The sequence below is a fragment of the Roseixanthobacter liquoris genome, assembly GCF_043195135.2.
Taxonomy (GTDB): domain Bacteria; phylum Pseudomonadota; class Alphaproteobacteria; order Rhizobiales; family Xanthobacteraceae; genus NCEH01.
Map to the genome: position 1 here is coordinate 73,542 of NZ_JBAFWP020000002.1, position 24,568 is coordinate 98,109.

Sequence of the window (24,568 nt, forward strand, 5' to 3'; positions counted from 1 at the left end):
TCCTAGGCAATAAGATACCCACCATCAACGGGCAGGATCACCCCCGTCATGAAGCTCGCCGCTGGACTGACGAGGAAGCCAACCGCCTGAGCCACGTCGTGCGGCGTGCCCCAGCGGCCAAGCGGAGTCCGGGACAGGATCGGCTGCGCACGCAGCGGGTCGTCCTGAAGAGCTTGGGTCAACGGCGTCGCAATCCAGCCCGGAGCGACGGCATTGACCCGAATACCGTCCGGTGCGTAGGCGAGCGCCAGAGACTTGGTTAACTGAGCGATGCCGCCCTTGCTCGCGCTATAGGCCGGGACCAGGCTACCGCCGAAGAAGGACAGCATCGACGCCAGATTGACGATGCACCCTCCGCTTGACGCAAGCTTCGCGCGGGCAGCCGTGGAAACGCGCATCGTGCCGGTCAGATTGACGGCGAGCACCTGCTCGAAGACGTCAAGCTGGTGCTCATCGGCGCGCCGAATGATACCGGCGCAGTTCACGACGATGTCGATCCGCTCGCAAGCCTCGACCAAGTCCCGAACTCCGGCCTCATTCGTCACGTCCAGTTCCCGGGCCATGATGTCTATTCCGGCTGGCGCTCGGTAGGCTGCTGCGCCCAGCCCGGCAGCCAGAACCCTGGCACCCAACCCGCCCAACACCTCGGCGATGCCGGCGCCAATCCCCGTCGTTCCTCCGGTTACCAGGGCTGTCTTCCCAGCGAGGAGGTTCGGTTGAAAAGTCATGCCAGGCGCTCCGTCAGGGAAAGGGTGTTGGGCGATTCCAGGGGCTTGCGCACGAGGAGCAAGTAAGCGGCCGCGGCCGCGACTGCGACCACCGCGGAGGCGAGCAGGGCGTTTACGTAAGAGCCCGTGCCCTCGACGATGTAACCGGTGATCACAGGCGCGAAGGAGCCGGCGAAGTAGCCGCCAAAATTCTGAATGCTGCCCAGGGATGCAACCTGCCGCTTCGGCACGATCACGCTCACCAGCGTCCATGCCGCCGCACTGGCAAGATTGATGAAGAACATCGCAAGGCAGATGTAGACCACCGCCAGCGTGACGCTCGGGGTGTAAGCCGCCGGGACCGTGAAGGCGGCGCCGCCGAGTAGGCCGATGCAGACCGGCCATTTACGGCTGTTGACGATGCTCAGGCCGCGAGCGAGCAGCCGATCGGCGACCTGCCCGGCCGAAAGCATGCCCAAGGTGCCGAAGATGTAGGGAACAGCCACGACCCAGCCGGTCCGCGCCACGCTCAAGCCGCGCTCGTGCTCAAGGTAGGACGGCAACCAAGTCAAGTAGAGCCAGACCATGTAGATGACGCCCATGAACCCAAGGATCATGCCCCAGGTGGTGCCGTGGGCGAACAAGCCGCGCCACTCGGCCAGGGTCATGCTCCGCGCCACCGGCTCCGCTGTGCCACCCTCGTCGAGATGGGCGATCTCCTCGGGCAGCAGAGCGACCTCGTTGCGGTTGCGGTAGAGGAGGTACCAACCGACAGCGACAATAATGCCCGCCACCCCCGTCAGCATGAACATCCAGCGCCAGCCGAAGAGCAGCATCAGCGCGGTCAGCAAGGGTGGAGCGATACATGGACCAATGCAGGACGACGCCACGAAGATGCCGGTTGGCGTGCCCCGCTCGCGGACGTTGAACCACTCGCTCACCGTCTTAGCGCCAGCCGGGAATTGGGGCGCCTCGCCCAAGCCAAGCACCGCACGCACCACAAGGAACTGCTGGAAGGAACCGACGAAGCCAGAGACCAATTGAGCGAGCGACCAGAAGAACATTCCGGCGCCGAGCATGATGCGCGAGCCCAGCCTGTCCAACAGGGCCCCGATTGGAAGCTGTGAGAAGGCGTACGCCAGCGAAAACGCCGACAGAAGCCAGCCCATCTGGGCAGGCGTGAGGCTCATCTCGTCTCGGATTGCCGTGTTGGCGATGGACAGCGCAGACCGATCAACATAGTTGATAATACCGGCGGCGGTCAGAAAGGCCACTGCGATCCATTGAATGCTGCGGAGCCGCGCCGTTTTGCCGGTCTGCATGCTCGTTCCTCCCTTGTGACTAGTGTTTGCTTGATGGGGTCAATAAGTGGCGCGCCCGCCGGATAGATCGAACACGGATCCGGTATTGAAGGTGCAGCTCTCGGAACAGAGGAACAGCACGAGCTCGGCCACCTCATCCGGTTCTCCGAGGCGGCCCATGGGGCTCTTGTCGACCATCGTCTGCACATGCGCCGGGCTCATCTGCTCAAGCAGGGCGGTGCGTACGGCAGCCGGTGCGATAGCGTTGACCAGGACGCCGGTTCTCGCGAGTTCCTTCCCGAGCGATTTGGTCAATGCGAGCACCCCGGCCTTCGCCGCGCTGTAAGCGCTTGCGTTCGGCGTGCCCTCTTTGCCCGCCAGGGAAGCGAGGTTGACGATGCGGCCCCAGCCCCGCTCGACCAGGATCGGCGCCACGGTTTGGGACACCAGGAAAGTGCCCGTCAGGTTCACGTCCAGGATGCGGCGCCACTCGTCGAGGGGGTACTGGAGGACTGGGGTCGTGAGCCCCGCATAACCGGCGTTGTTCACGAGGATGTCGACCCGACCATGTTGGCGCAGGGTGCTGGTGAGGGCCGACGAGACGGAGTCCGCATTGGTGACATCAACCGCGATGCCGTTTCCGCCGTCCGCCAGCGGGTCGCGGTCCCAAATCACTGGAACTGCCCCGCAACGGCCAAGCGCCTTGGCGATGGCGGCGCCGATCCCGCGTGCGCCACCCGTCACGACGGCAACACGACCCGCGAGATCGAAGCGAGCTGACTCGGCCATCAGCGGATGAACTGGTCGACGTAATCTGCGCCGAGGCCGATCTCACCGAAATGCTTGCGGCACATGTCGATCTTCGTGAAGACGTCCTCGTATCCGGTGTGACGTCCCCACGGGTCAACGTAGTACATGCATCCGTTGACCTGGAAATGCGTGATCATCTCCTCCACGCCCTCGTCCACGACCAGCGTGTGGGTTTCACCCGGGGGCTCGAAGGCATAGGAGCCCTCGGTCGCGATCCAGTCATGCTCCAGATAGCGCCAGCTTCCCTTGAGCACGAAGGCGTGGACAGGGGCCGGGTGGCGATGTCGGCTGAGAATGCCCGACTTCCGCACTTTCAGAAGGTTCATCCAGTAGCCTGACGACACGTTCAGGCAGAGAGGCCGAAACCACACGTTCTCGGCCTGCGGCACCCAGATGCGCTCGTCGACCGGAACCGCCGGGGCGACCACCAGGTCGGGCAAGCATTCCCGAGGTTGGGCGAACTGGTAGGGCATGCGCTTGAGCGTGGCAGCATCCAATCCTTCTGCCGGGTCCGCTTTTAGCTGTGTGTCGCTCATGCGCCGCCTCCTGTCCATAATATGGACGATGTGTCCATGTCTGGATGATATGAGCGGAGTTGTTTGGCTGTCAAATGGGCGCAGGGCACGCCGGGCCTGCCAGCTGCACACCTCCAAAAACCTCGCGTGTTCGAGCCGAGCGTGATTCAATCGGGCTCGGCAGTTCGGAGGCTGGAGCTTGCACGGGCAGCCAGGGTTCTTCGACGTTGACGAGACGATGCCGGATCTCTGATGGTGCCGACGAGCCCCAGCATGCCGCGATGCAGCCGGTGCTTCGGCTAGAGGCCGCCTTAGATGAAGCCGATCGAGAACCAGGGTACGAAGGTGAGAACTAGCAGCCCCACGAAGAGCGCGCCGAGATAGATCCAGATCCGCCGCATACCCGACTCGGGCGAAACCTGCCCGATGATGCAGGCCGCATAGTAGCAGAGGCCAAATGGTGGCGCGAAGATGCCAATACCCATCGCGAGGATCACGATCATGCTGTAGTGCACTTCGTGGATGCCGAACTGCTTTGCGATCGGGAAAAGAAGGGGCCCGAACAGAACGATGGCCGGGATGCCTTCGAGGAGGCTGCCTAGCACTGCGAAGGCGATGAGCGAGACGAGCAGGAAGCCGGCTTGGCCGCCCGGAACTGCTGCCATCGCGTGTGCGAGGCTGTGCGAGAACCCGGATTGGGTGAGGGCCCAAGCCATGGCGCTTGCAGCGCCCACGATGAACAGGATGGCGCCCGAGAGCGAAGCCGTACGGGCCAACATTGGTATTGCTGCGCGCCAGCTAAGGCCGCCGCGGTACACCGCGAGGCCGAGAAGAAGCGAATACGCGATCCCGATGGTGGAAACCTCCGTTGCGGTGGCGAAGCCCTCGACGACGGCGGTACGGATGAGAAACGGAAGCAGCAAGGCCGGGAGGGCCACGACGAGGCTCTTCATCACCACAGACAAAGGGGCACGGGTTACCTTGACACGGTCATCATCCTTGCCGGCGCGATAACGCGCTACCAGCGCGAGTACGAGCGCCAACACGATCGCGGGCAGGATCCCTGCCGTGAACAGAGCCGCAATGGAGACGCCCGTCACCGATGCGATCGCAATCAGCACGATCGAGGGCGGGATCGTCTCGCTCATCGCGCCAGAGGCCGCGAGGAGGGACAGCAACTCGCCGTCTTGCATGCCGCGGCGACGCATCTCGGGAAAAAGCACCGGGGCGACCGCGGCCATGTCCGCGGTCTTCGAGCCAGAGATGCCAGACACCAGAAGCATCGCGCCCAGCAGCACGTACGACATCCCAGCCCTCACATGGCCTAGCAGGGACGCCAGGAACTCCACCATCACGCGAGCCATGCCGGTCACGTCAACGAGTTGACCAAGAAGGACGAAGAGCGGGATAGCAAGCAACATGAGGCTGCTCATGCCCTCGTCGATACGGCCGACGACGATTGTAAGCGGAGTTGATGTGACGGTCAGAAGGTATGCAGAGGTGGCGAGAGCGAACGAAAAGGCGATCGGAACGCCCGCGGTTACTGCAACCCCCAGCAGACCAACAAAAAAGACGAGAAGTGCCCAATTGCCCAAGCCGGCGAGCAGGGGAGAAGCTATCGAGAGCGCGACGGCCAACACTCCGAGGACGCCTGCGACACTCGCGAGATCAGCGAGACTATGTCGCGCCAGCCGGAGCGTGCAGCTAAGGAGCGCCAGTCCGAATCCAACCGGAACTGCCAGGGCCCTTACCGTTCCCGACCAGCCCAGAGCGGGCGTCTCTACGAAGGATTGGTCATCCGTGTAGTCGTAAGCCGGATGAAGCATCAGGATGACGAAGACGAAAACCGCACCGACCGCGAGCGTCTCGCACCAGGCTTGCGCGCGCGGGGACATGGACCCAACCACGAAGGTTAGGCGCATGTGCTCCCCGCGCTGGATTGCCACTACAGACCCGAGCATTGCAAGCCACAGAAAGAGCAGGGACGCGAGCTCGTCCGACCAGATGATCGGATGTCCGAGGGATCGAGCGCAAATCCCGGCAAACAGGATTACGACTTCCGCGATCACAAGTAGGGCGGCGGGCACCTCCACCAGACGGCGTAGCCAATGTTCGCCGACGCGAACCCAAACCGAATGGTGAGCCAACTCCGAGCGGGCTGCCTCGTGGGTGCCATCCACGGCGTTCATGCTAGGGGACCCGTCACTTCTTCCAGCGCCTTCCACGCTTCGGGGCCGAACTTGCCTTTCCACTCCTTGTAGAAGCCGGCCTGCGTCAAGGCCTTTCGGAAAGCGTCCTTATCGGCACTTTCAAAGGTCAGGCCCTTCGCCGTGAGTTGCGCCTTGAGAGTTCCGTTCAGCTTCGCAACGTCGTCTCGCTGTTCCATCGAGGCTTGGTCGAACTCTCGTCGAACGATCGCCTGGAGATCGCTCGGCAGCCGACTAAAGGCGCGCCGGTTTGCTACGAGCCAGAAGGGATCCCAGATGTGGTTCGTCTCCGAGACGTATTTCTGGACTTCGTAAAGCTTCCCAGCCTCAATCGCGACTAGCCCGTTCTCCTGGCCGTCGACGAGGTGCGTCTGAAGCGCCGTGTAAAGCTCGCTGAAATTGATCGATGTCGGATTCCCGCCAAGTGACGAGAAGAGAGAGGTGAAGATTGGCGAGACTGGTACCCGGATCCGATATCCCTTTAGATCGTCGGGTGTTTTGATCGGCTTCGATGCCGACGTGATCTGGCGAAAGCTGTTATCGGAGGCCTTGGCAGCGACAATAAGGCCTGCCTTCTCGATCTGTGCGCGAACGTAGACACCAACAGGGCCGTCGACTCCGCGCCAAGCCTGGTCGTAATCGGAGAAGGCGAAGCCAACATTCGTTATGGCGGCTCCGGCCGCCACAGTGGAGATGACCGAACCAGCGATGTTTAGGAATTCGATTCCGCCGGATCGTACTTGGGTGATGAGGTCCGTGTCGGTGCCAAGCTGGCTTGCCGGGAAGAATTTCAGTTCGATGCGACCATTCGAGCCCTGCTCAATCCGCTTGCATGCCTGCTCCAGGCGCGCATTGATCGGCTGGGTCAGTGATTGCCCCGTCGCGACCTTGAAGCTGAACTCGGCTGCCATAGCAGGCTTGGTGCTGATCGCCGCGAGCGAGATGCCGGCTGCGGCGCCGGCGAGAAGGGTCCGGCGCGAAGGCCGGCCATTAGCTCCAGAATGCGTGTCGTCGCTCATCGTGCTTCCTCCGTCGCGCCCTTCGCCGGATCGACGGGGCGTCGCTGTCGTGATTGCTTGGTGTGCGCCCACGCCGTTGCGCGGGTCCGTGACGCGTGGTGCAGTCAGGTGCCAGACTAAGCCCGCCGGCTTCGGACGGCTGCGCCGGCTCCTTCCCCCCTTCCGGGCCCGGCTTTCCGCCGAGCCCACTTGATTGCGAACGAGACTAGAAAGCCGGTTCGTGAAGCACAATTCAGATTGTTTGCGCTTTTGTATAGCCCAGCTAAACTCTCGCGATGCACGTGCCCTTCAGAGCCATCAGCGTCTTCCACTCCGTAGCCCGCCTTGGCAGCATCACTCGTGCCGCGGAGCAACTGGGTGTTACGCCATCCGCAGTGAGCCAGCAGGTTCAATCCCTGGAGGTCTGCCTCGGGACCGCGCTCGTGGCCAGGTCGGGGCGCAACGTCGTGCTGACCGAAGCGGGAAACCGCTACTTCGACATGATAGGCGGAGAGATCGAGCGCATCACGGAGGCCACCCAGCGCATCCAGGGTTTCCGGTCGGTCACAACCCTGATCGTGCGCGGTACGCCCAGCCTGTTGGCTAAATGGCTGCTCCCGAGATTGGCGTCCTTCGTCCAGGCTTACCCCGAGATAGAGTTGAGGCTGGACGGCACGAATGAGCCTACCGACTTCCGAAAAGAGAGTGTTGACGTTGAAATCCGACACGGGGCCGGTCAGTGGCCCGGTTTGTTTGTTGAACCCATAGCAACGGAACGCTTCTTTCCGGTCTGCGCACCGTCGCTCGCACCATCGGGGAGCCTCGACGCGGCCGACCTGGTCCGTCATCGCCTCATTCATTCGGTAAAGTCACAGATACAGTGGCAGCATTGGTTCGCGCTCGCCGGAGTGCCGCCGGAGGAGCGATGGCGACGGGTCCTGTTTGACCGCACGCACATGGCAATCGACGCCGCGGCGGGCGGTCTCGGAATCGCCCTAGAGAGCGACCTCATGATGTGGCGGGAGCTTAAGCAAGGCCGGCTCGTCTGCCCTGTGGCCGAACCGCCGGCCGTTACGCTGGCTACCCACTGGGTGACGTGTCCTCACGAATATCTGAGACACGGAAAGGTGAAAGCGTTCCTGAACTGGCTTCGCGCGGAACGGGACAGCTGGCTCGCCGAGCGGGACGGAACGGCGGGAAGCTTTAGCTGCACTTAATTGTGAAAACGTAAATCTGGATTGTGCTTCACGAACCTCAATCCTAGCCTCCGTAGGGTAGTGACCTTGGTTCCGCTTTTCCGGTGGGTCTCGGGTGGCGTCCCACTTGGCCGGGCCCCGCCTCGGGAGTCTGCCGCTCTCGGAGAAAACTGATGAATCTTCACATGTTGCTCGCGCAGCGCGCGTCACGCGGACAGCCGGTACGGGTCGGGTTGATCGGTGCCGGCAAGTTTGGTTCCATGGTGCTTGCCCAGGCGCAACGTATCGAGGGCATGCACGTCGTCGGCGTAGCGGACTCGAATGTCGGGCGTGCGAAGGCCTCCCTCTCGCGCGTCGGCTGGCCGGAGGAGCGATACTCGGCGCCTTCGCTCGGTGACGCCGTCAAGACCGGACGGACCTGTGTGCTAGATGACGCCAATGCCCTCGCCGCCTTCCCGGAGGTCGAGTGCATCATAGAGGCGACTGGGCACCCGATTGCCGGAATTCGTCACGGCCTCACGGCCATAGAGGCCGGCAAGCACGTGGTGATGGTCAACGTCGAGGCGGACGTGCTGTGCGGCCCGTTGCTTGCCGAGAAGGCGCGGCAGAAGGGTGTCGTGTACTCGATGGCCTACGGCGATCAGCCCGCAATCATCTGTGAGTTGGTCGACTGGGCCCGGTCCTGCGGCTTCGAGCTGACCTCGGCGGGCAAGGGTATGAATTTCGAGCCTCGCTACCGCTACTCCACCCCCGACACCGTCTGGGACTTTTTCGGGTGGTCCGAGGAGGAGGTCGCAAAGGGCGACTTCAATCCTAAGATGTACAACTCCTTCACAGACGGAACAAAGGCGGCGATCGAGATGGCGGCGGTCGCGAACGGCACGGGGCTCGACTGCCCGGACGACGGCCTGGCGTTCCCACCGACTGGGCTCAACGATCTTGCCCGCGTGTTCAGGCCCGTCTCAGACGGCGGGCGCCTGCCCAGGAGCGGTCTCGTCGACATCGCAGCAAGCCAGGAGCCGGACGGACGGGAGGTGTTCAACAACATCCGCTACGGCGTATTTGTCACCTTTAAGGCGACCAGCGAGTACACGCGCGACTGCTTCAGACAGTACGGCCTTCTGACGGACCCTTCGGGTTGGTACGGCTCCATGTGGCGCCCCTTCCACATGATCGGGCTTGAGACCAGCATCAGCGTGCTCTCCGCCGTGTTGCGTCATGAGCCAACCGGCTCATCCAAGGAGTTCCGCGGAGATGCCGTTGCCACCGCGAAGCGGGATCTAGAAGCAGGAGAGATGCTGGACGGCGAAGGCGGCTACGCTGTTTGGGCTAACGCTATCCCGGCCACGAGAAGCCTCTCTCTCGGGGCCCTGCCGATAGGGCTCGCTCACAACGTCAAGCTGAAGCGTCCGGTCGCGAAGGATCAGATCGTCAGCTTCGATGACGTGGAGATCGAGAACGATCTCGATGTCGTGGCGCTCCGGCGCCAGATGGAGGACGCGGCGCGTCCTGCTCACGCCAGGAAGGCTGCCTAACCGTATCTCGAAGCCCAGCATAGCTCGCGTGCGCCGCCCGGCCCGTCCGGTCGGCGCTTCGCTCTACTCGGACGTCAATCGTCGGGCCGGACGGGCCGGCCTCGATCGGTGCAGATATGTCAGATCTCAAGCGCTCCCAGTCTTTCGTCGTGATCGCGGAATTCAAGGTCAAGCCCGGCAAGTTGGACGCCTTTCTCGCGCTTGCTGCTGACGATGCGAAATCGTCTGTCCAGCACGAGCCGGGATGCCAGCTGTTCGATGTGTCCGTGGCGCAGGACGACCCCGAGACTGTGGTGTTTTATGAAGTTTACGACGACCAGCAGGCGTTCGACGCTCACCTCAGAACCCCTCATCTGGCGCGGTTCCGCGAGGGCATGCCCGCCATTGTCGCCAAGGAGCGGCCGGTCCGCTTCCTCGCCCGTCTCTGCGGCTCGGAGACCGTGCAGTGATCTCGCCGGGAGCTACCATCGGCTTCGTCGGCACCGGTATCATGGGCGCGCCTATGGCCCGGAACCTCGGCAGGGCCGGATACTTGGTCCGTGCCTGGAACCGCTCACGCGCGAAAGCTGATGCTCTCGCCGTCGAAGACGTGACAGTCGTGAATGAACCGGCGGAGGCAAGCTTCAGAGCAGCAGCGGTCATTTGTGCGTTGAGCTCGGGGCCGGTCTGTGACGCGGTTCTGATGGGTCCCAACGGCGTGCTCGCCGCGATGGAGCCGGGCAGCACGCTCGTGGTCATGAGTTCGATCCCTGTCGAGACTGCTCAACGCCAAGCCATCACAGCTGCCGAACGCGGAATCCAATACCTCGATGCGCCAGTCTCGGGCGGCGAGAAGGGCGCCATCGCGGGGTCACTTGCTATCATGGTCGGTGGCAGCGAGGAGGCATTCGAAGCTTCCAGGCCCGTACTCTCTGCCATGGGTCGACCCACGCGCGTGGGGCCGGTCGGCACTGGGCAGCTCGCAAAGCTCGTGAACCAGTCGATTGTCGCCACTACCATAGTCGCCATGGCAGAAGCGTTGACCCTGGCCGAGCGTGGGGGAGCCGAACCGGCGAAGGTTCGAGAGGCGTTGTTGGGAGGTTTTGCCGATTCGACCATCCTCAAGCAGCATGCGCTGCGGATGGCGACCCGCGACTTCGAACCCGGCGGACCAGCAAAGTACCAGGTCAAGGACACCTCTACTGCGCTAGCACATGCCGCAACCCTTGGCCTCTCGCTCCCGGTACTCTCGCTAGTGGACCGCTTGTTCGGCGACATGGTCTCGCACGGGGATGGAGACCTGGATCATAGCGGCATTATCCGCGAGGTCTGGCGCCGCAACCGTCTGCTCGCGATCGGCGTCGAGGAAGCTGGATGCAATCAGGAACCCAGCATGAGGCAGTCGACGTAGCCCTTCTGCAGCCTCCCTCCTTGCACCCCCCTAGCGCCATCTCAGTCGCTGTGGGCCTGGGGAGTGCCTGAGCCGGCCAGACGCAGTGGTCTGGGCTGATCAGTCTGCCGGCAAGCCGGCCTTCCGAAGGCGTGTGTTGGGCCGCCGTTTGGTGGCACCGTCACCAAAGCGGACACGCAGCTTCCGACCAGGACGGTCACCCGGATCAGGATGCCGGAGAGCGGACCTGCTGGATTTCCGAGTTGGGTCGTGTACTGCCATTCGCACAGGGTACCAAGCGTCACATTCTAACCACTAGAGCGGTATGCGCCACCTGCGCTACAAGCGTTCAAGGAAACGCAAGTGGCTCGATCAGCTTCTGTCCTGGCGCGACGCTGCGATCCCCTATTGCGAGGTGCGGTACGCGTTCCGAGCGACCCTTCCGCATGCCGCCGATGAGATACCCGGTCACCCCGGACGGGCGCTATTTCGTCGTGCGTGGCCGGCTCTGGCGCATGGCGGACCCAGGGTTGCCGAACGGCCGTCGGCAGGAGTTGGTGCGAGACCTGATGGCGGCCCGCCGAGCGGTCGGGTTCGCCCGCCGGGCGGGCGATCCGGAGGCCCTGGCGAGGGCAGGCGCGGCCGTCGACGAGGCCAAACGCAGTCTAGGCGAACGGGGACCTGTTTGGTGGACCGACGGTGCGCCCGACCTGAATCGCAAGATGGCCAGGACGACGGTCTATGCCGAGTGGTTCACAAACGTTGGCGAGGCAAGCGAGCCCAGTTAGCCAAATCGTTCGATTGTCCTTTCGCCGCTCCCACTGAGCGTTCACGATACTGGCATCTATCCGAATTGAGAACGGCGGTGCGAAATTCGTCCACGGTAGCGGCGGCATGATGCGGCTGCGGGCGGCTTAAAAGTCGTCCAGTTTTCCCTTTCTGCGGCAGCAGGGAGGGCGTGGGGATTTACAGCGTGGAGCTATATCTGAGAGTTCGTCAGGCTTGTGCGGAGGGCATGAGCCAGCGGGAAGCGGCACGGGTGTTTAATGTGTCGCGGGACACGGTTCGGAAGATGATGTCGTTTTCGGTTCCGCCCGGCTACCGTCGAACGGTCGAAGTCCGCCGCCCGAAGCTCGATCCGTTTATCCCGATCATCGAGGGGTGGTTGGAGGCTGACCGGATCATGCCACGCAAGCAGCGGCATACGGCGAAGCGGGTGTTCGACCGGCTTCGCGATGAGTGTGGCTTCACCGGCGGCTATACGATCATCAAGGATTACATCCGGGAACGTGAGCGACGTGGCCAGGAGGTGTTCGTGCCGCTGTCGCATCCGCCGGGCCACGCTCAGGCCGACTTCGGCGAAGCCCTGGTCCGGATCGGCGGGGTCGAGCAGAAGGCACACTTCTTCGTGCTGGACCTCCCGCACAGCGATGGCTGTTACGTCCGGGGTTATCCTGCAGCGGTGGCCGAGGCCTGGGTGGATGGCCATATCCATGCCTTCGCGTTCTTCGGTGCGGTTCCCCAGTCTGTGCTCTACGACAACGACCGGTGCCTGGTGGCGAAGATCCTGCCGGATGGAACCAGAAAGCGTGCCTCGCTGTTCAGCGGGTTCCTGTCGCACTACCTGATCCGGGATCGCTATGGCCGGCCGGGCAAGGGCAACGACAAGGGGAATGTCGAAGGCCTGGTGGGCTACTCTCGGCGCAACTTCATGGTGCCGCTACCGGAGTTCGCCACTTGGGACGCGTTCAATCTGTGGCTGGAGGAGCAGTGCCGCAAGCGTCAGCGCGCAGTCCTGCGCGGCGAAAGCGAGACGATCGGTGAGAGATTGCAGCGTGACCTTGCTGCGATGCGCGCCCTCCCGGCGGCGCCGTTCGATGCCTGCGATCAGGACAACGGCCGGGTCTCGTCGCAATCTCTGGTGCGCTACAAGACCAACGACTACTCGGTGCCGGTTGCATACGGCCACCAGGATGTCTGGATCCGGGGCTATATCCATGAGGTGGTGATTGGCTGCCGGGGCGAGGTGATCGCCCGCCATCCCCGATGCTGGGATCGCGACGAACTGGTCTTCAACCCGATCCATTACCTCCCGCTGATCGAGCAGAAGATCAATGCGTTGGATCAAGCCGCCCCGTTACAGGGCTGGGACCTGCCGGAGGAGTTCGCCACCTTGCGCCGCCTGATGGAGGTGCGGATGAACCGACAGGGTCGGCGCGAATATGTTCAGGTCCTGCGGCTGTTGGAGGCCTTCGATCTGGCGGACGTGCGGGCGGCAGTGCTCCAGGCTCTTCGGATGGGGGCGCTCAGCTTCGATGCGGTGAAGCATCTTCTCCTGTGCCGGGTGGAGCGTCGTCCGCCGCGACTGGACCTCGACTGCTATCCCTACCTGCCGAAGGCGATGGTCGAGAAGACCAAGGCCGGGTCTTACATGCGGCTGCTGTCGGATGATGCGGCATGAGTGATGCCCCGGAAATCCTGCTCGCCCATCACCTCAAAGCGCTGAAGCTGCCGACCTTCCTGCGCGAACATCAAAAGCTGGCCCGCCAATGCGCGGCGGAAGGGCTGGACCATGTCCGATACCTGGCACGGCTTGTCGAACTCGAACTGATCGACCGGGAAAGGCGAATGGTCGAGCGGCGCATCAAGGCCGCGAAGTTCCCGGCCGTCAAAAGCCTGGACAGCTTCGACTTTGCGGCCATTCCGAAGCTGAACAAGATGCAGGTGCTGGAACTGGCCCGGTGCGAATGGATCGAACGGCGCGAGAATGTCATTGCCCTCGGCCCGTCCGGCACCGGCAAGACCCATGTCGCCCTCGGCATCGGGCGGGCCGCTTGTCAGAAGGGCCTCTCGGTTGGCTTCACCACCGCCGCAGCGCTGGTCAGCGAGATGATGGAGGCCCGCGATGAGCGCCGCCTGCTGCGCTTCCAGAAGCAGATGGCCGGTTACAAGCTTCTCATCATCGACGAGCTCGGCTTCGTGCCCCTGTCGAAAACGGGTGCCGAGTTGCTGTTCGAACTGATCTCGCAGCGCTATGAGCGCGGATCGACCCTCATCACAAGCAATCTGCCCTTCGATGAATGGACCGAGACATTCGGCTCGGAGCGCCTGACCGGCGCACTGCTCGACCGATTGACCCACCACGTCAGCATCCTCGAGATGAACGGCGAAAGTTACCGCCTCGCCAACAGCACTGCCCGCAAGCGGCGCTGATCAAGATCCAGGCATCTTACAACTACTGGCCCTGACGGGCCAGCGCGCCATGGCACGCGCCAGCTATGTGGGAAGCGCGCGCGCCATGGCGCACATCCTCACCAACTGGCCTGGTTTTGCTCCGCCGCCGTGGTCGACTTTTGCGCCGCCGTTGACAGCCTGATCCAGATCATAAATCTACAGTCAGACTGGTAGGTGGAATACTGCAAACGGGGACAGCGTGAGCGTTCGGACTCGTCGAAGCCTAGCTGCTAGTCGCATGATCCGTTGCCGGATTCGCTTGTGGGTGGCGGTGACGCTTTAACAGTATGGAGAGCGCCGAGACGAGCAGTACGTTGGCGATGGCGACCGTAAAGAGCACGGCCAGCGCGTGGTTCGCGCCTAGCCCATCGATCAACATGGCTCCGACGGATGGCGAAACGGCCTGCCCAATAAGGCTCGGCATCGCGATGCGGCCCATGATCGCAGGATAATGCCGTTCCCCGAACACCGCGAGCGGCAGCGTGCCGCGCGCGATCGACTCGATGCCGATGCCGGCGCCATAGAAAATGAGCGCCGCCGCCACGATCGGCAGTCCCAGCCAGAGCAGCCCAACGCCGATCGCGACGAAGACCGTTGAGGCGAACTTGGTCCATATCGGATGGTGAAACCGGCTGATCATCATCTCGATCGTTCGTGCGCCGACTTGCGCCGGCCCGACGATCGCGCCGAGCGCCACCGCCGCGGCAAGTGCGATGTCACGCGCCTGCAGGATGGTCAGCAGGTGGACGGAGAGCAGCGCGGAGATCATCGAACTGATCATGATGACGAGCGCGATCAAGGCGAACAGCAACTTCGATTCTCGGGGCACCGGCCGGTGGATGTCGGTGTCGCGATCCTCGTCTTTCACAGGTGCTATGTTCTGTCGCGGCTCCCTCGGAAGCGCGAAGACATAGAGCGGCAGCAGGACCGCCAGATGGATAGCAGCATAGATCAGGCAGGTAGCCCGCCAGCCGAACTCGGAAACGAAGTATGCGGAGAGCGGCCAGCAAACCGTGCTGGCGAAACCGCCGAACAAGGTCAGCGTCGTGATGGCCGTGCGGGCACGCTGGCCATAGAGTCGGCCAAGCGTGGCGAATGCCGCATCGTAGAGGCCGGCGCCCATCCCGACGCCGAGCACAAGCCATGAGGCGATGTAGATCGGCAGATTCGGCGAAAGCGCTAGACCGATCAGTCCAAGGGCGAGGAAGACGGCGCTTGTCGCCAGGACAAGACGACCGCCGAGGCGTTGGATGCTGTCCCCAACGCGCGGCGAGATGATGCCGGCGACGAGCAGCCCAAGCGATAGCCCACCCACGACCCATGCCAGAGGCCAGCCCGTATCGCCGGCGATCGGCTTGGCCAGCACCGCAAGCAGATAATAGGATGAGCCCCAGGCGAGGATCTGCGTCACGCCGAGGATCGGGATGATGGTACGCAGAGCAGGCGCCCCGTCATTCAATGGAAGTGCTTTAGTGGCCGAAGCGCTCACGCCGCGACCCCGCAGCCGCATCCTGATTTCTCTTCATCCTTGGCGAGAGCATCAGCGAAGCAACAGGCGTCGACTCCGATTGGTGCTGCGCCGCCGCAGCAGCCTGCCGCCTCGCGGCCTTCGACGGAGAATGTCGTGGTGCAGACACCAGTCTCCGGAAGCACGAGTTGAACATTGTCCGCTGCCACCATATCGCCTGCGAGGGCGGCGGCGATCGAGCGGACCTGCTCATATCCGGTCAACAGGAGGAAGGTCGGGGCGCGGCCATAGCTCTTGATGCCGACGGTGTAGAAGCCCGGCTCCAGATGTGCGAGTTCTCGATGGCCATGCGGTGGCACCGAGCCGCAGGAGTGCTCATTCGGATCGATCAGCGGCCCGAGTGCTTTGGTGCTTTCAAGCCAAGGATCGAGATCAAGACGGAGTTCGCGGGTCATGGATAGGTCCGGCCGCTGGCCGGTTGCCGCAATGATCCGGTCGACGGGACCAATCGTCTTCCGCCCTTCGGCCGTCTCGCCTTCGATGATGATCCGACCACCTTCCTCGCGCAGGCCAAGGATCGCGAAACCTGAAACGAGCGGCACGCGACCGCTTTCGACCAGTTCCCTTGTTTCGGCGCCAAGCTCGCCGCGAGCCGGCAACTGATCGGCATCACCGCCGCCATAGATGCGGATGAGGTTGGTGCTGCGGGTTACCCATATGGCTGTCGTCGCAGAGTCCGTCTCCGCCAGGTGCGTGAGATCGAGCAGGGCGTTGGCGGCGGAGTGGCCGGCACCGACCACCAGCGTCGTGGCTCCCGCATAGATGTCCCGATGTCGCCCGAGGACGTCGGGAATGCCGTAGGCGATCCGGTCGCCGAACTCAGCCTCTCCATCGGCCGGCAATCCGCTGGCGCCGAGCGGGTTGGGGTTCGTCCATGTGCCGGAGGCGTCGATGACGGCGCGGGCGAGATCGCGACGAGATCCCGCCGCCGTCTTGATTGACAGGACGAAGGGCTTTTCCTCGCGTTCGCGGCTGACCACCTTGTCGAGACCGAGCCGGGAAATCGCGGCGACGCGAGCGCCGCTCTCGATCACGCCGGCAAGCTCAGGCGTTGCGGCCAGCGGTTCAAGGTACTTGGTGACGATCTCGCCGCCGGTTGGGAAGGCATCGGGTTCCGGCAGGTGCCAGCCCTGGTGTTCAAGAAACTTGGTCGCTGCGGGGTCGACACAGTATCGCCAGGGTGTGAAAACCCTGACATGGCGCCAGTCGCGCATATTGGCGCCGACGGCATCCCCGGCTTCATAGACTTTGACGGGCAGGCCCCGCGTGACGAGATGCGCTGCGGCAGCCAGACCGACGGGTCCGCCACCTATCACGGCTATCGGGAGGCATTCCAGAGCTTGCTTTGTCATATTCCATCCTTCCGGGATTATCGAAATACGGGGCAAAAAAGAGATTAGGCGGCAGCCTCTCCCTCGCTCGCGGCACAGGGCGCATCGACACAGCATTCGTCCGCGAGGAAGCCGACAAGGCTGTCCATGGCCGGATAGTTGGCGCGGCAGATCAGTGTGGTCGCCTGACGCTCTTGCGTGACCAGGCCGGTCAGGATCAATCGGTGCAGGTGATGCGAAAGCGTCGAGGCAGCAATCCCGAGCTTCTCCTGCAAACTGCCGACCGGCAGTCCGCCATCGCCGGCCCGCACAAGCATTCGATAGACCTGAAGCCGTGTCGGATTGCCGAGCGATTCAAGCTGTTTTGCTGCTTGTTCGATGTTCATGGAAATAAGGTATCGCCCGACAGGCTAATGGTCAACGGCTATTTCGATGATCGTTGAAATAGTCGTTGCGTCAGATCGCAGAGAGCCTCACGCGCTCGGACAGCTTCTCGGCTGCTTCCTTGCGCTCGCTATAGCGGTCGGTGAGATAAGGGGAGACGTCGCGGGTTAGCAGCGTGAACTTGACCAGTTCCTCCATCACATCGACCACGCGATCGTAATAGGAGGACGGCTTCATCCGTCCCGCCTCGTCGAACTCCTCGTAAGCCTTCGCGACGGACGACTGGTTGGGGATTGTCACCATGCGCATCCAGCGGCCAAGCACGCGAAGCTGATTGACGGCGTTAAAGCTCTGCGAGCCACCGGAGACCTGCATGACAGCTAGTGTCCGCCCCTGCGTCGGCCGTATCGCGCCGACCGAGAGTGGTATCCAGTCGATCTGCGCCTTCATCACGCCGCTCATGGCGCCATGCCGCTCCGGGCTGGTCCAGACTTGACCCTCGGACCAGGCTGACAACTCGCGCAATTCTCGCACCTTCGGATGGTCGATCGCGGCGCCGTCCGGTAGCGGCAGGCCGTGCGGATCGAAGATGCGGGTTTCCGCGCCGAAGTGCTTGAGCAGACGTTCGGCCTCCAGCGTCAGGAACCGGCTGTAGGAGCGTTCGCGCAGCGATCCATAGAGCAAAAGGATACGCGGCGGATGCGTCGAGGGGGGTGCGCGCAGCCGGTCGATTGTCGGCACGTCGAGGCTATCGAAAACGACATTGGTGAGGTCGTTCGGCATCAACGGTGGGCCTCAGCAATCGCCGCGACCTTGTCGCCACGCTCGTACCAGCCCTTCGAGCGATTCACGAGCCACACGACTGTAAGCATCACCGGAACTTCGATCAGGACGCCGACGACGGTCGCGAGCGCAGCCCCTGAGTGGAAGCCGAACAGGCTGATCGCGGCGGCTACCGCCAGTTCGAAGAAGTTAGACGCGCCGATCAGCGCCGACGGTCCGGCCACACAATGCTGCTCACCCGCAATCCGGTTGAGGATATAGGCCAGTCCGGCGTTGAAATAGACCTGGATCAAGATCGGAACAGCGAGAAGCGCGATCACCAGTGGCTGCGCGATGATCTGCTCGCCCTGAAAACCGAACAGCAGCACCAACGTCGCCAGCAGCGCGATGAGCGAAACCGGTCCAAGCTTGGCCAGTAGCCGGTCGAGCGCGACTTGTCCGCCCGTCGCCAGCAATCTTCGCCGGAGAAACTGCGCGATGATCACCGGAATGACGATATAGAGCACTACCGAGAGGACCAGCGTGCCCCACGGCACGGTGATCGCCGATAGACCAAGCAACAGGCCGACGATTGGCGCGAAGGCCACGACCATGATGGCATCGTTGAGTGCTACCTGGCTCAGTGTAAAATGCGGCTCGCCCTTGGTCAGGTTCGACCACACGAACACCATGGCCGTGCAGGGCGCGGCGGCGAGAATGATCAGGCCGGCGATATAGCTGTCGATCTGGCTTGCCGGAAGGTATGGCCGGAACAGGTAGCCGATGAAGAGCCAGCCTAGCAGCGCCATCGAAAACGGCTTGATCGCCCAATTGATGAACAGAGTGACGCCGATGCCGCGCCAATGACGGCCGACTTCGCCGAGTGCGGCGAAATCGATCTTCAGCAGCATCGGGATAACCATCAGCCAAATCAGCACGGCGACCGGTAGATTTACCTTGGAAATCTCGGCCGCGCCGATCGCTTGAAATGCGCCAGGCATGATGTGCCCGAGCGCGATGCCAGCAACGATGCACAAGGCAACCCAAAGGGTCAGATAGCGTTCAAAGGTTGACATGAATATTCCTCAAGCCGTCGCGACGCGGCGGCCGTGCTCGTCGATGACGCGCTCGCCGTCTTCCTTGATGAACTCGCCCAATTGAGGCGGCAGCAGATCGAGAACCTCTTCGGACGGCCGGCAGAGCTTCACACCCTTGGGGCTAACGACGATCGGGCGATTGATCAGGGCTGGATGCGTGAGCATGGCGTCGAGAAGCTCATCGTCGGTCAGGCTCGGATCGCCAAGGCCGAGTTTGGCATAGGGCGTTCCCTTTTCCCGTAGCAGTTCGCGCGCGGAAATCCCCATCCGCGCGATGAGCTGGACCAGCATCGTGCGCGACGGCGGTGTCTTGAGATATTCGATGACGTGCGGCTCGACGCCGGCATTGCGGATCAGCGCCAGCGTGTTGCGGGAGGTTCCGCAGTCAGGGTTGTGATAGACGATGACATCCATGGTCGATCTCACGCCGCACTGTGGCGGGGCGACGTGGCCTCTTCGGATTGTCCGATCTCAATGAGCTTTGCCCTGAGCGACGCCTTGTCGAGGCTTGCGACCGGCAAAGCCGCGAAGACCGAAATCCGATTCCTGAGATAGCGGAGCGCAGCGACGAACGCGGCTTCCTTCTGGATATCCGTGCCTTCGACCGCGGCGGGGTCCTCGATCCCCCAATGGGCGGTCATCGGCTGGCCGGGCCATACCGGGCATGCTTCGCCGGCGGCGTTGTCGCAAACGGTGAACACGAAATCCATCACGGGTGCATCGGCGGCTGCAAACTCCTCCCAGCCCTTCGAGCGAAAGCCCTCAGCCGGATAGTCGAAGCTCTCCAACACCTTCAGCGCGAATGGATTGACGGTCCCCTTCGGCTGGCTGCCGGCGGAGAAGGCGCGGAAGCGACCGCCGCCATCCTGGTTGAGAATGCTCTCCGCGAGGATCGAGCGTGCCGAATTCCCGGTGCAGAGGAAGAGGACATTATAGATGCGATCAGTCATGGGCGGCCTCCTTGACGGCTCCATTTTGGGGTATGCAGCTGGGCGTGAGGTCGGCGATCAGCGGCGCGCAGATCTCGGGCCGGCCACCGCAGCAATCCTTGACGAGGTAGCCGGCAAGTTCCCGCACGGCGTCGAGCTTCGCCCGGTAGATGATCGACCGGCTTTGCCTTTCGGCTTCGATCAGCCCGGCGCGCGTCAAGACCGCGAGATGTGTCGACATGGTGTTATGGGGCACGGCCATGTGCCGCGCGATGTCCCCGGCCGGCAGCCCTTCCGGTTCATGGGCGATAAGCAGCCGAAAGACGTCGAGCCGGGTCGACTGAGCGAGCGCCGCGAAAGCGAGAATGGCTTGTTCTGATTCCATATGTCGAGACTAGTCGATATATGGAAGAATGTCTAGCAGAGGCGAATTGTCATGTGAATCTAAGGCTGGTGGGAGGCATCGAGCTGGGCGGCGCGTGGTAGGGGTGGCGTGGGTATGGCTCAGCCCTCCGCCATAGATGCTCGGCTGAGGTACGGATCGGTCAGCCCAACCCCATTTTGTAGCGCGCGAGGAGGCTCGCCAGCCTACTGCGATCGGCCATGATCGGCTGTGACGGATGGGCGTGTAGGCTTCGGCGGCTTTGCTCGAACAGGGCGATGCACAGCTCGCCATTGTCGTGATTGGAGCGATAGGCGATGCCGTCAGGCTTCGCGGGATGATCGTGGATCGCTTTGGACCATTGGCGTGCTGGTGGATGCAGCCCGCTGCTGACGGCGCCGGTCGCGCCAAGCTGTGCGAGGCCCGGACCATGCAGGCTCACGAGCTGGATCGGTTTTCTGATCTCGATGTCGCTGAACGAACGCGCCTCTAGGAAGGATAGTTGAACGAAGCGTGTCCCGACCGCACGAAGGCAGGTTTCGGCGAAAGCGCCTTCCTCGCTCATCGAAAAGTAGCCGACGCCGTAGGTCTTTGCCGGATCGTCAAAGCGATTCCGCGCGCTCGCTCCGAAGTAGATCGGGTCGAGCTCGCTCCGGTGAATCCGAACGAGCCGTGAACCGGACGCTATGGTCTCAAGGGGTAGATCGCGGCTGCTAAAATCGGCGGGGGGCAGCGGGACGGATTTAGGCCGCGCCATGTTCGCCGTAAGCCGCTGCCGCCTCGATAACCTCGTCGATCTTGCCTTCGCGAAGGAGGTCGATCGGTCGGCGTCCATCCAGCCGCAGATCACCTGTTAGCATGAAATTGACGCGCATCCACGGCTCATCGATCTGGAAGGCGTCCAGCACCTCTCTGATGCCACGCAACAGGCCGTTCTTGCCGATCTGGAAGGCGGGATAGACATACCCGTCGCCGACATCGAGCCAGAAGACGTGATTGCGCTCCCGCTTCCGGCCAAGGCCTTGAGGCGTGATGCCAAGATGCTCGGCGAGCTGTTGCGCGGAAAGCGCGCCGCCTTCGGCCTTCAGCATGTCGCGCTTCATCTCCGAGCCCCGCAGCAGGGCTTCGGTCAGGGGATCGGGCTCGTCGGGCGTGATCTCCGCGCCGATGGCGACCGCGTCGCGCAGCGAACGGAAGAGGACATCGGTATCGGTGGAAGCGCCGACGGCATCAAGAAGCCGTTCTCGCGGCATGCGCTCGGCGATACGGGCGAGCGCCCGGCCGGTTCGGAGAACGAAAGCCGCAACGAGATCATCGCTCGGCCCCGGCTCGCCCCGCCGTGAACGTGCCGGAACGGGTGCGGCAGGTGTTTCCGCAAAATGGCTGGCGCGGCTGCGGCGGCGCTGACTTCCAACAGAGATCGGGGCGGCCATGAGCAAGGATTCCCTTGGAAAGGTTCATTTGTTCTGTTACATATAACTCATGAAAACGGAAAATTCAATTGCTGTTGTCATGCGGGGGAGCGATCCCGCCGATTGCGCGAATTTGCGCTTCTCTATGATCCGCCATGACGCGCCATTCTCGCCGACAGGCGCCGGACGCCGCCGATTTGACGATGCAGGAATGTCGAATAAGGAACTGAAATCAGTGAAATATTCGACTTTTCGTGCAATTCTTGGCGCATGTCTGTCAAGCCAAATGTCTCCGCATCTGCGGACATCATCGATTTCTTCGACTACGCGCCGGCGCCTGAGCCTCGGCGGCGTGCGAAGCGTCGTCTCACCAGCCCTCGGCAGCTCAAGATCACGGACGATTGGCCGGAGCGAATTCCTGTCACCGAGGCTGAATTGGATGTGTTTGAGGCCCACTTCGGGCCGCTCCTCGACGAGCTGTTGGGCTCAAAGAACTAAGCGTTTGAACGGAGGTATCGCATGAACGCCAAAGCGACCCCCGCCTTGGCGTCGCCAGGGCGTGCCGCGCTCTATCTCAGGGTCTCCACGGGCCGGCAGGCCGAGAATGACCTGTCCATTCCCGACCAGCGGCGCCAGCTTCAGGCTTACTGCCAGGCAAAGGGGATCGAAGTCGTCGCCGAGTTCCTCGAGCCGGGGGCAACGGCGACGGATGATCGTCGCCCTGGGTTCCAGAAGATGATGGACGCAGGCGCGCAAAAGCCGCCGCCGTTCGATTTCATCATCGTCCATTCCTTCTCGCGCTTCTTTCGAGATCAGTTTCAGCTCGAATTTTATGTGCGGCGGCTGGCGAAGAATGGCATCCGCCTGACGTCCATCACGCAGGATCTCGGCGATGATCCGATGAGCGTGATGATGCGCCAGATCATGGCGCTGTTCGATGAGTATCAGTCGAAGGAAAACGCCAAGCATACGCTTCGCGCCATGCGCGAGAATGCCCGGCAGGGATACTGGAACGGATCGCGTCCGCCCTTCGGCTATCGCATCGTAGCGGCCGAGCTGCGCGGCATGCGTACAAAAAAGAAGATTGAGCCTGATCCGGCACAGGTGGACACGGTACGCCTGATGTTCAGGCTGGCCCGCACAGGCATTGACGATGGTCCGATGGGGTCTCGGCAGATTGCCGACTACCTGAATGAGCGTGGCATTCGGACCCAGACAGGAGGACGCTGGGGCGTTGGTGCGGTGCATCAGATTCTGACCCGCGAGACCTATATCGGCCGTCATCGGTTCAACGTCTCTGGCAAGCGCAAGGGCGAGCAGAAGTCCGAGGATGAGATCGTCGACGTGGCGGTTGAGCCGATCATCGAGGAGGACGAGTTTGCCGAAGTCCAGGCGGTGATGCGTTCGCGCAGCCCGCAGCTTCGGGCACCGCGTTTCGTCGCGGCCGGTACGCTCTTGGGTGGCGTATCCTTCTGCGCGGACTGCGGCGGCGCGATGACGCTGCGCACCTCGGGCAAGGGAAATCAGTATCGCTACTACACCTGCTGCACGACGGCCCGTCAGGGCAAGACGGGCTGCAAGGGGCGGACGATGGCAATGGACGAGCTGGATACCGCCGTTGTGTCACACCTTGAGGAGCGACTCCTCGACCCGGACCATCTGGAAGAGCTGCTCGCGGGGCTCTTGAGGCGTCGCGAGGCGCACGCTGAAAAGCTGAAGGGCCGAATCGTCGAGTTGAGAAAGCAGGCGGCTGACGCGGAGGCGAAGCTGACCAGGCTGTATCGCGCTATCGAGGAGGGTCTCGCGGAGCTGGACGATGCCAACCTCAAGGGACGAATCACGGAATTGAAGCGGATTCGCGATTCGGCGCGCGCCGATGCGGATCGGGCCGAAAACCGTGGTGAGGGAACGGACCATCAGATCACGCCCGACTTGCTCCGGCGATTCGCCGCTGACGCGCGGGCACAGATCAGGTCGAAGGACGGTGGCTTCCGACGCCATCACCTCCAGGCGCTTGTGCAGCGGGTGGAGGTCGGAACGGACGAAATTCGTATCAAGGGGTCGAAGCCAAGGCTCCTCCAGACGCTCGTGGCGTCCGGAGGAAGCTATGGAGTGGAAACTGCGGGAATCGGCGTTCGCAGTTTCAATCCGAATTGGCTCGGCGCTCCTCTGCGCCGATCTCGGAATTGTCCCCGAGCTGGAACCGCGACCCGACCACGCCGCCTACCTGGCGAGCTGGTTGAAGATCCTCGCCGACGACAAGAGGGCGATCTTCCAGGCGGCCGCACACGCACAGCGCGCCGTCGCCTATCTGCACGGCCTGCAACCACGGTCCCAGACGGACTGTGAGGCTGCCTGACACGCGGTCCTCCAGGCTCCTGGGGGATGGCGATGAGCTGTCCTCCATCCGGCCGGACGCGCTGACTCCGACTGTCGCATCTCCCTAAGCCGGGCTCGAGGTGGCAGCCTCCTTCGCCGCAGAGCATCGGACAGGGCCGTGTATAAGGGGCGCCATCCACGCAGTGTCGCCGCCGTCGTCCCGATCTCCCTCGCGGGCCTGTGCTCGGCCCCGACCGGAGAAGATGTCCGTGCGCCGCGCGGCGTGTCGGCTCCCTGCGTGCTCGGTCCCGGCCGGGCCACGTCAAGCGAGCGCGAACAGGGGCCGTTGCTCCCGGAAGAATGAGCCATGGCAGCGGCCTCGTCCTTCATCTCCTGTGTCTTCAGCAGGGCGCGCCCAACGCACCTCGAAGGAGCTGGTCTGACCGAAGGGCGATCTCGCTTCGCTCACTCTCGATCTTATTCCCGCAACGTCCGTCGCCGGCTTTTTTCCGCCGCCTTCGGCTTTGCATCGCGAGACAAAAAAGCCGCCGC

General features: G+C 62.9%; 23 protein-coding genes and 2 pseudogenes. 9 read left to right on the forward strand and 16 right to left on the reverse strand.

Going from position 1 to position 24,568, the window contains the following annotated elements; translation table 11 throughout:
* Positions 1-2: 2 nt before the first annotated feature.
* The 6 genes from V5F84_RS22165 to V5F84_RS22190 form a co-directional block, all read right to left on the reverse strand.
* The gene (locus tag V5F84_RS22165; protein ID WP_394016386.1) at positions 3-728 is read right to left on the reverse strand and encodes an SDR family NAD(P)-dependent oxidoreductase; all 726 of its coding nucleotides are present in this window, start codon (positions 726-728) and stop codon (positions 3-5) included.
* Positions 725-2,029: an MFS transporter gene (locus V5F84_RS22170; RefSeq protein ID WP_394016387.1), complete on the reverse strand. Its 1,305-nt coding sequence runs from the start codon at positions 2,027-2,029 to the stop codon at positions 725-727. The genes V5F84_RS22165 and V5F84_RS22170 overlap by 4 nt, the downstream gene beginning before the upstream one ends.
* Positions 2,030-2,068: 39 nt before the next feature.
* Entirely contained in the window at positions 2,069-2,797 is a 729-nt protein-coding gene (locus V5F84_RS22175; RefSeq protein WP_394016388.1) for an SDR family NAD(P)-dependent oxidoreductase, read from the reverse strand.
* Positions 2,797-3,354 (reverse strand): 2,4'-dihydroxyacetophenone dioxygenase family protein, encoded by a 558-nt coding sequence (locus tag V5F84_RS22180; protein WP_394016389.1) that lies wholly within the window; start codon positions 3,352-3,354, stop codon positions 2,797-2,799. Before V5F84_RS22180 ends, V5F84_RS22175 begins: the two co-directional genes overlap by 1 nt.
* Before the next feature lie 290 nt (positions 3,355-3,644).
* Positions 3,645-5,522 carry a TRAP transporter large permease gene (locus V5F84_RS22185; protein WP_394016390.1) on the reverse strand — a complete coding sequence of 626 codons (1,878 nt, stop codon included), beginning with the start codon at positions 5,520-5,522 and terminating at the stop codon, positions 3,645-3,647.
* Positions 5,519-6,559: a DctP family TRAP transporter solute-binding subunit gene (locus V5F84_RS22190; RefSeq protein WP_509276853.1), complete on the reverse strand. Its 1,041-nt coding sequence runs from the start codon at positions 6,557-6,559 to the stop codon at positions 5,519-5,521. Before V5F84_RS22190 ends, V5F84_RS22185 begins: the two co-directional genes overlap by 4 nt.
* 275 nt (positions 6,560-6,834) lie before the next feature.
* Here V5F84_RS22190 and V5F84_RS22195 point away from each other — a divergent pair, with 275 nt between their 5' ends.
* From V5F84_RS22195 to istB, 7 genes are all read left to right on the forward strand, one after another.
* Positions 6,835-7,755 (forward strand): LysR substrate-binding domain-containing protein, encoded by a 921-nt coding sequence (locus tag V5F84_RS22195; protein WP_394016412.1) that lies wholly within the window; start codon positions 6,835-6,837, stop codon positions 7,753-7,755.
* Positions 7,756-7,907: 152 nt separating this feature from the next.
* On the forward strand, positions 7,908-9,269 hold the full coding sequence (locus V5F84_RS22200) for an NAD(P)H-dependent oxidoreductase (protein WP_394016413.1): 1,362 nt from the start codon (positions 7,908-7,910) through the stop codon (positions 9,267-9,269).
* A gap of 116 nt (positions 9,270-9,385) precedes the next feature.
* Positions 9,386-9,718, forward strand: a complete 333-nt coding sequence (locus V5F84_RS22205) for a putative quinol monooxygenase (protein WP_394016414.1) — start codon at positions 9,386-9,388, stop codon at positions 9,716-9,718.
* On the forward strand, positions 9,718-10,659 hold the full coding sequence (locus V5F84_RS22210) for an NAD(P)-dependent oxidoreductase (RefSeq protein ID WP_394016415.1): 942 nt from the start codon (positions 9,718-9,720) through the stop codon (positions 10,657-10,659). Before V5F84_RS22205 ends, V5F84_RS22210 begins: the two co-directional genes overlap by 1 nt.
* Before the next feature lie 434 nt (positions 10,660-11,093).
* Positions 11,094-11,426: a hypothetical protein gene (locus V5F84_RS22215; RefSeq protein WP_394016416.1), complete on the forward strand. Its 333-nt coding sequence runs from the start codon at positions 11,094-11,096 to the stop codon at positions 11,424-11,426.
* A 185-nt stretch (positions 11,427-11,611) separates the two neighbouring features.
* Positions 11,612-13,099: an IS21 family transposase gene (gene istA / locus V5F84_RS22220; protein WP_394046890.1), complete on the forward strand. Its 1,488-nt coding sequence runs from the start codon at positions 11,612-11,614 to the stop codon at positions 13,097-13,099.
* Positions 13,096-13,851, forward strand: coding sequence for an IS21-like element ISPve1 family helper ATPase IstB (gene istB / locus V5F84_RS22225; RefSeq protein ID WP_394016433.1), 756 nt, complete (start codon positions 13,096-13,098; stop codon positions 13,849-13,851). Before istA ends, istB begins: the two co-directional genes overlap by 4 nt.
* 244 nt (positions 13,852-14,095) lie before the next feature.
* On the opposite strand, the gene V5F84_RS22230 is transcribed toward istB, so the two are convergent.
* The 10 genes from V5F84_RS22230 to V5F84_RS22275 form a co-directional block, all read right to left on the reverse strand.
* On the reverse strand, positions 14,096-15,361 hold the full coding sequence (locus V5F84_RS22230) for an MFS transporter (RefSeq protein ID WP_394044523.1): 1,266 nt from the start codon (positions 15,359-15,361) through the stop codon (positions 14,096-14,098).
* Entirely contained in the window at positions 15,358-16,752 is a 1,395-nt protein-coding gene (locus tag V5F84_RS22235; RefSeq protein ID WP_394044521.1) for an FAD-dependent oxidoreductase, read from the reverse strand. Before V5F84_RS22235 ends, V5F84_RS22230 begins: the two co-directional genes overlap by 4 nt.
* A 44-nt stretch (positions 16,753-16,796) precedes the next feature.
* Positions 16,797-17,117: an ArsR/SmtB family transcription factor gene (locus V5F84_RS22240; RefSeq protein ID WP_394044519.1), complete on the reverse strand. Its 321-nt coding sequence runs from the start codon at positions 17,115-17,117 to the stop codon at positions 16,797-16,799.
* A gap of 70 nt (positions 17,118-17,187) precedes the next feature.
* Positions 17,188-17,898 carry an arsenical resistance protein ArsH gene (arsH, locus tag V5F84_RS22245; RefSeq protein WP_394044517.1) on the reverse strand — a complete coding sequence of 237 codons (711 nt, stop codon included), beginning with the start codon at positions 17,896-17,898 and terminating at the stop codon, positions 17,188-17,190.
* Entirely contained in the window at positions 17,898-18,953 is a 1,056-nt protein-coding gene (gene arsB, locus V5F84_RS22250) for an ACR3 family arsenite efflux transporter (protein WP_394044515.1), read from the reverse strand. Before arsB ends, arsH begins: the two co-directional genes overlap by 1 nt.
* 9 nt (positions 18,954-18,962) lie before the next feature.
* The gene (arsC, locus tag V5F84_RS22255; protein ID WP_394044513.1) at positions 18,963-19,388 is read right to left on the reverse strand and encodes an arsenate reductase (glutaredoxin); all 426 of its coding nucleotides are present in this window, start codon (positions 19,386-19,388) and stop codon (positions 18,963-18,965) included.
* 8 nt (positions 19,389-19,396) lie between these two features.
* Positions 19,397-19,924 carry an arsenate reductase ArsC gene (locus V5F84_RS22260; protein WP_394044511.1) on the reverse strand — a complete coding sequence of 176 codons (528 nt, stop codon included), beginning with the start codon at positions 19,922-19,924 and terminating at the stop codon, positions 19,397-19,399.
* Positions 19,917-20,288 carry an ArsR/SmtB family transcription factor gene (locus V5F84_RS22265; RefSeq protein WP_394044509.1) on the reverse strand — a complete coding sequence of 124 codons (372 nt, stop codon included), beginning with the start codon at positions 20,286-20,288 and terminating at the stop codon, positions 19,917-19,919. The genes V5F84_RS22260 and V5F84_RS22265 overlap by 8 nt, the downstream gene beginning before the upstream one ends.
* A gap of 160 nt (positions 20,289-20,448) precedes the next feature.
* Complete coding sequence (locus V5F84_RS22270; protein WP_394044507.1) at positions 20,449-21,042, reverse strand: RES family NAD+ phosphorylase; 594 nt, start codon at positions 21,040-21,042, stop codon at positions 20,449-20,451.
* Positions 21,029-21,718, reverse strand: a complete 690-nt coding sequence (locus V5F84_RS22275; RefSeq protein WP_394044505.1) for a hypothetical protein — start codon at positions 21,716-21,718, stop codon at positions 21,029-21,031. The genes V5F84_RS22270 and V5F84_RS22275 overlap by 14 nt, the downstream gene beginning before the upstream one ends.
* 498 nt (positions 21,719-22,216) lie before the next feature.
* Here V5F84_RS22275 and V5F84_RS22280 point away from each other — a divergent pair.
* Positions 22,217-23,854, forward strand: a pseudogene (locus V5F84_RS22280) (recombinase family protein); the annotation flags it as partial.
* Positions 23,850-24,056, forward strand: a pseudogene (locus V5F84_RS22285) (zincin-like metallopeptidase domain-containing protein); the annotation flags it as partial. The pseudogenes V5F84_RS22280 and V5F84_RS22285, both read left to right, overlap by 5 nt.
* Positions 24,057-24,568 lie beyond the last annotated feature (512 nt).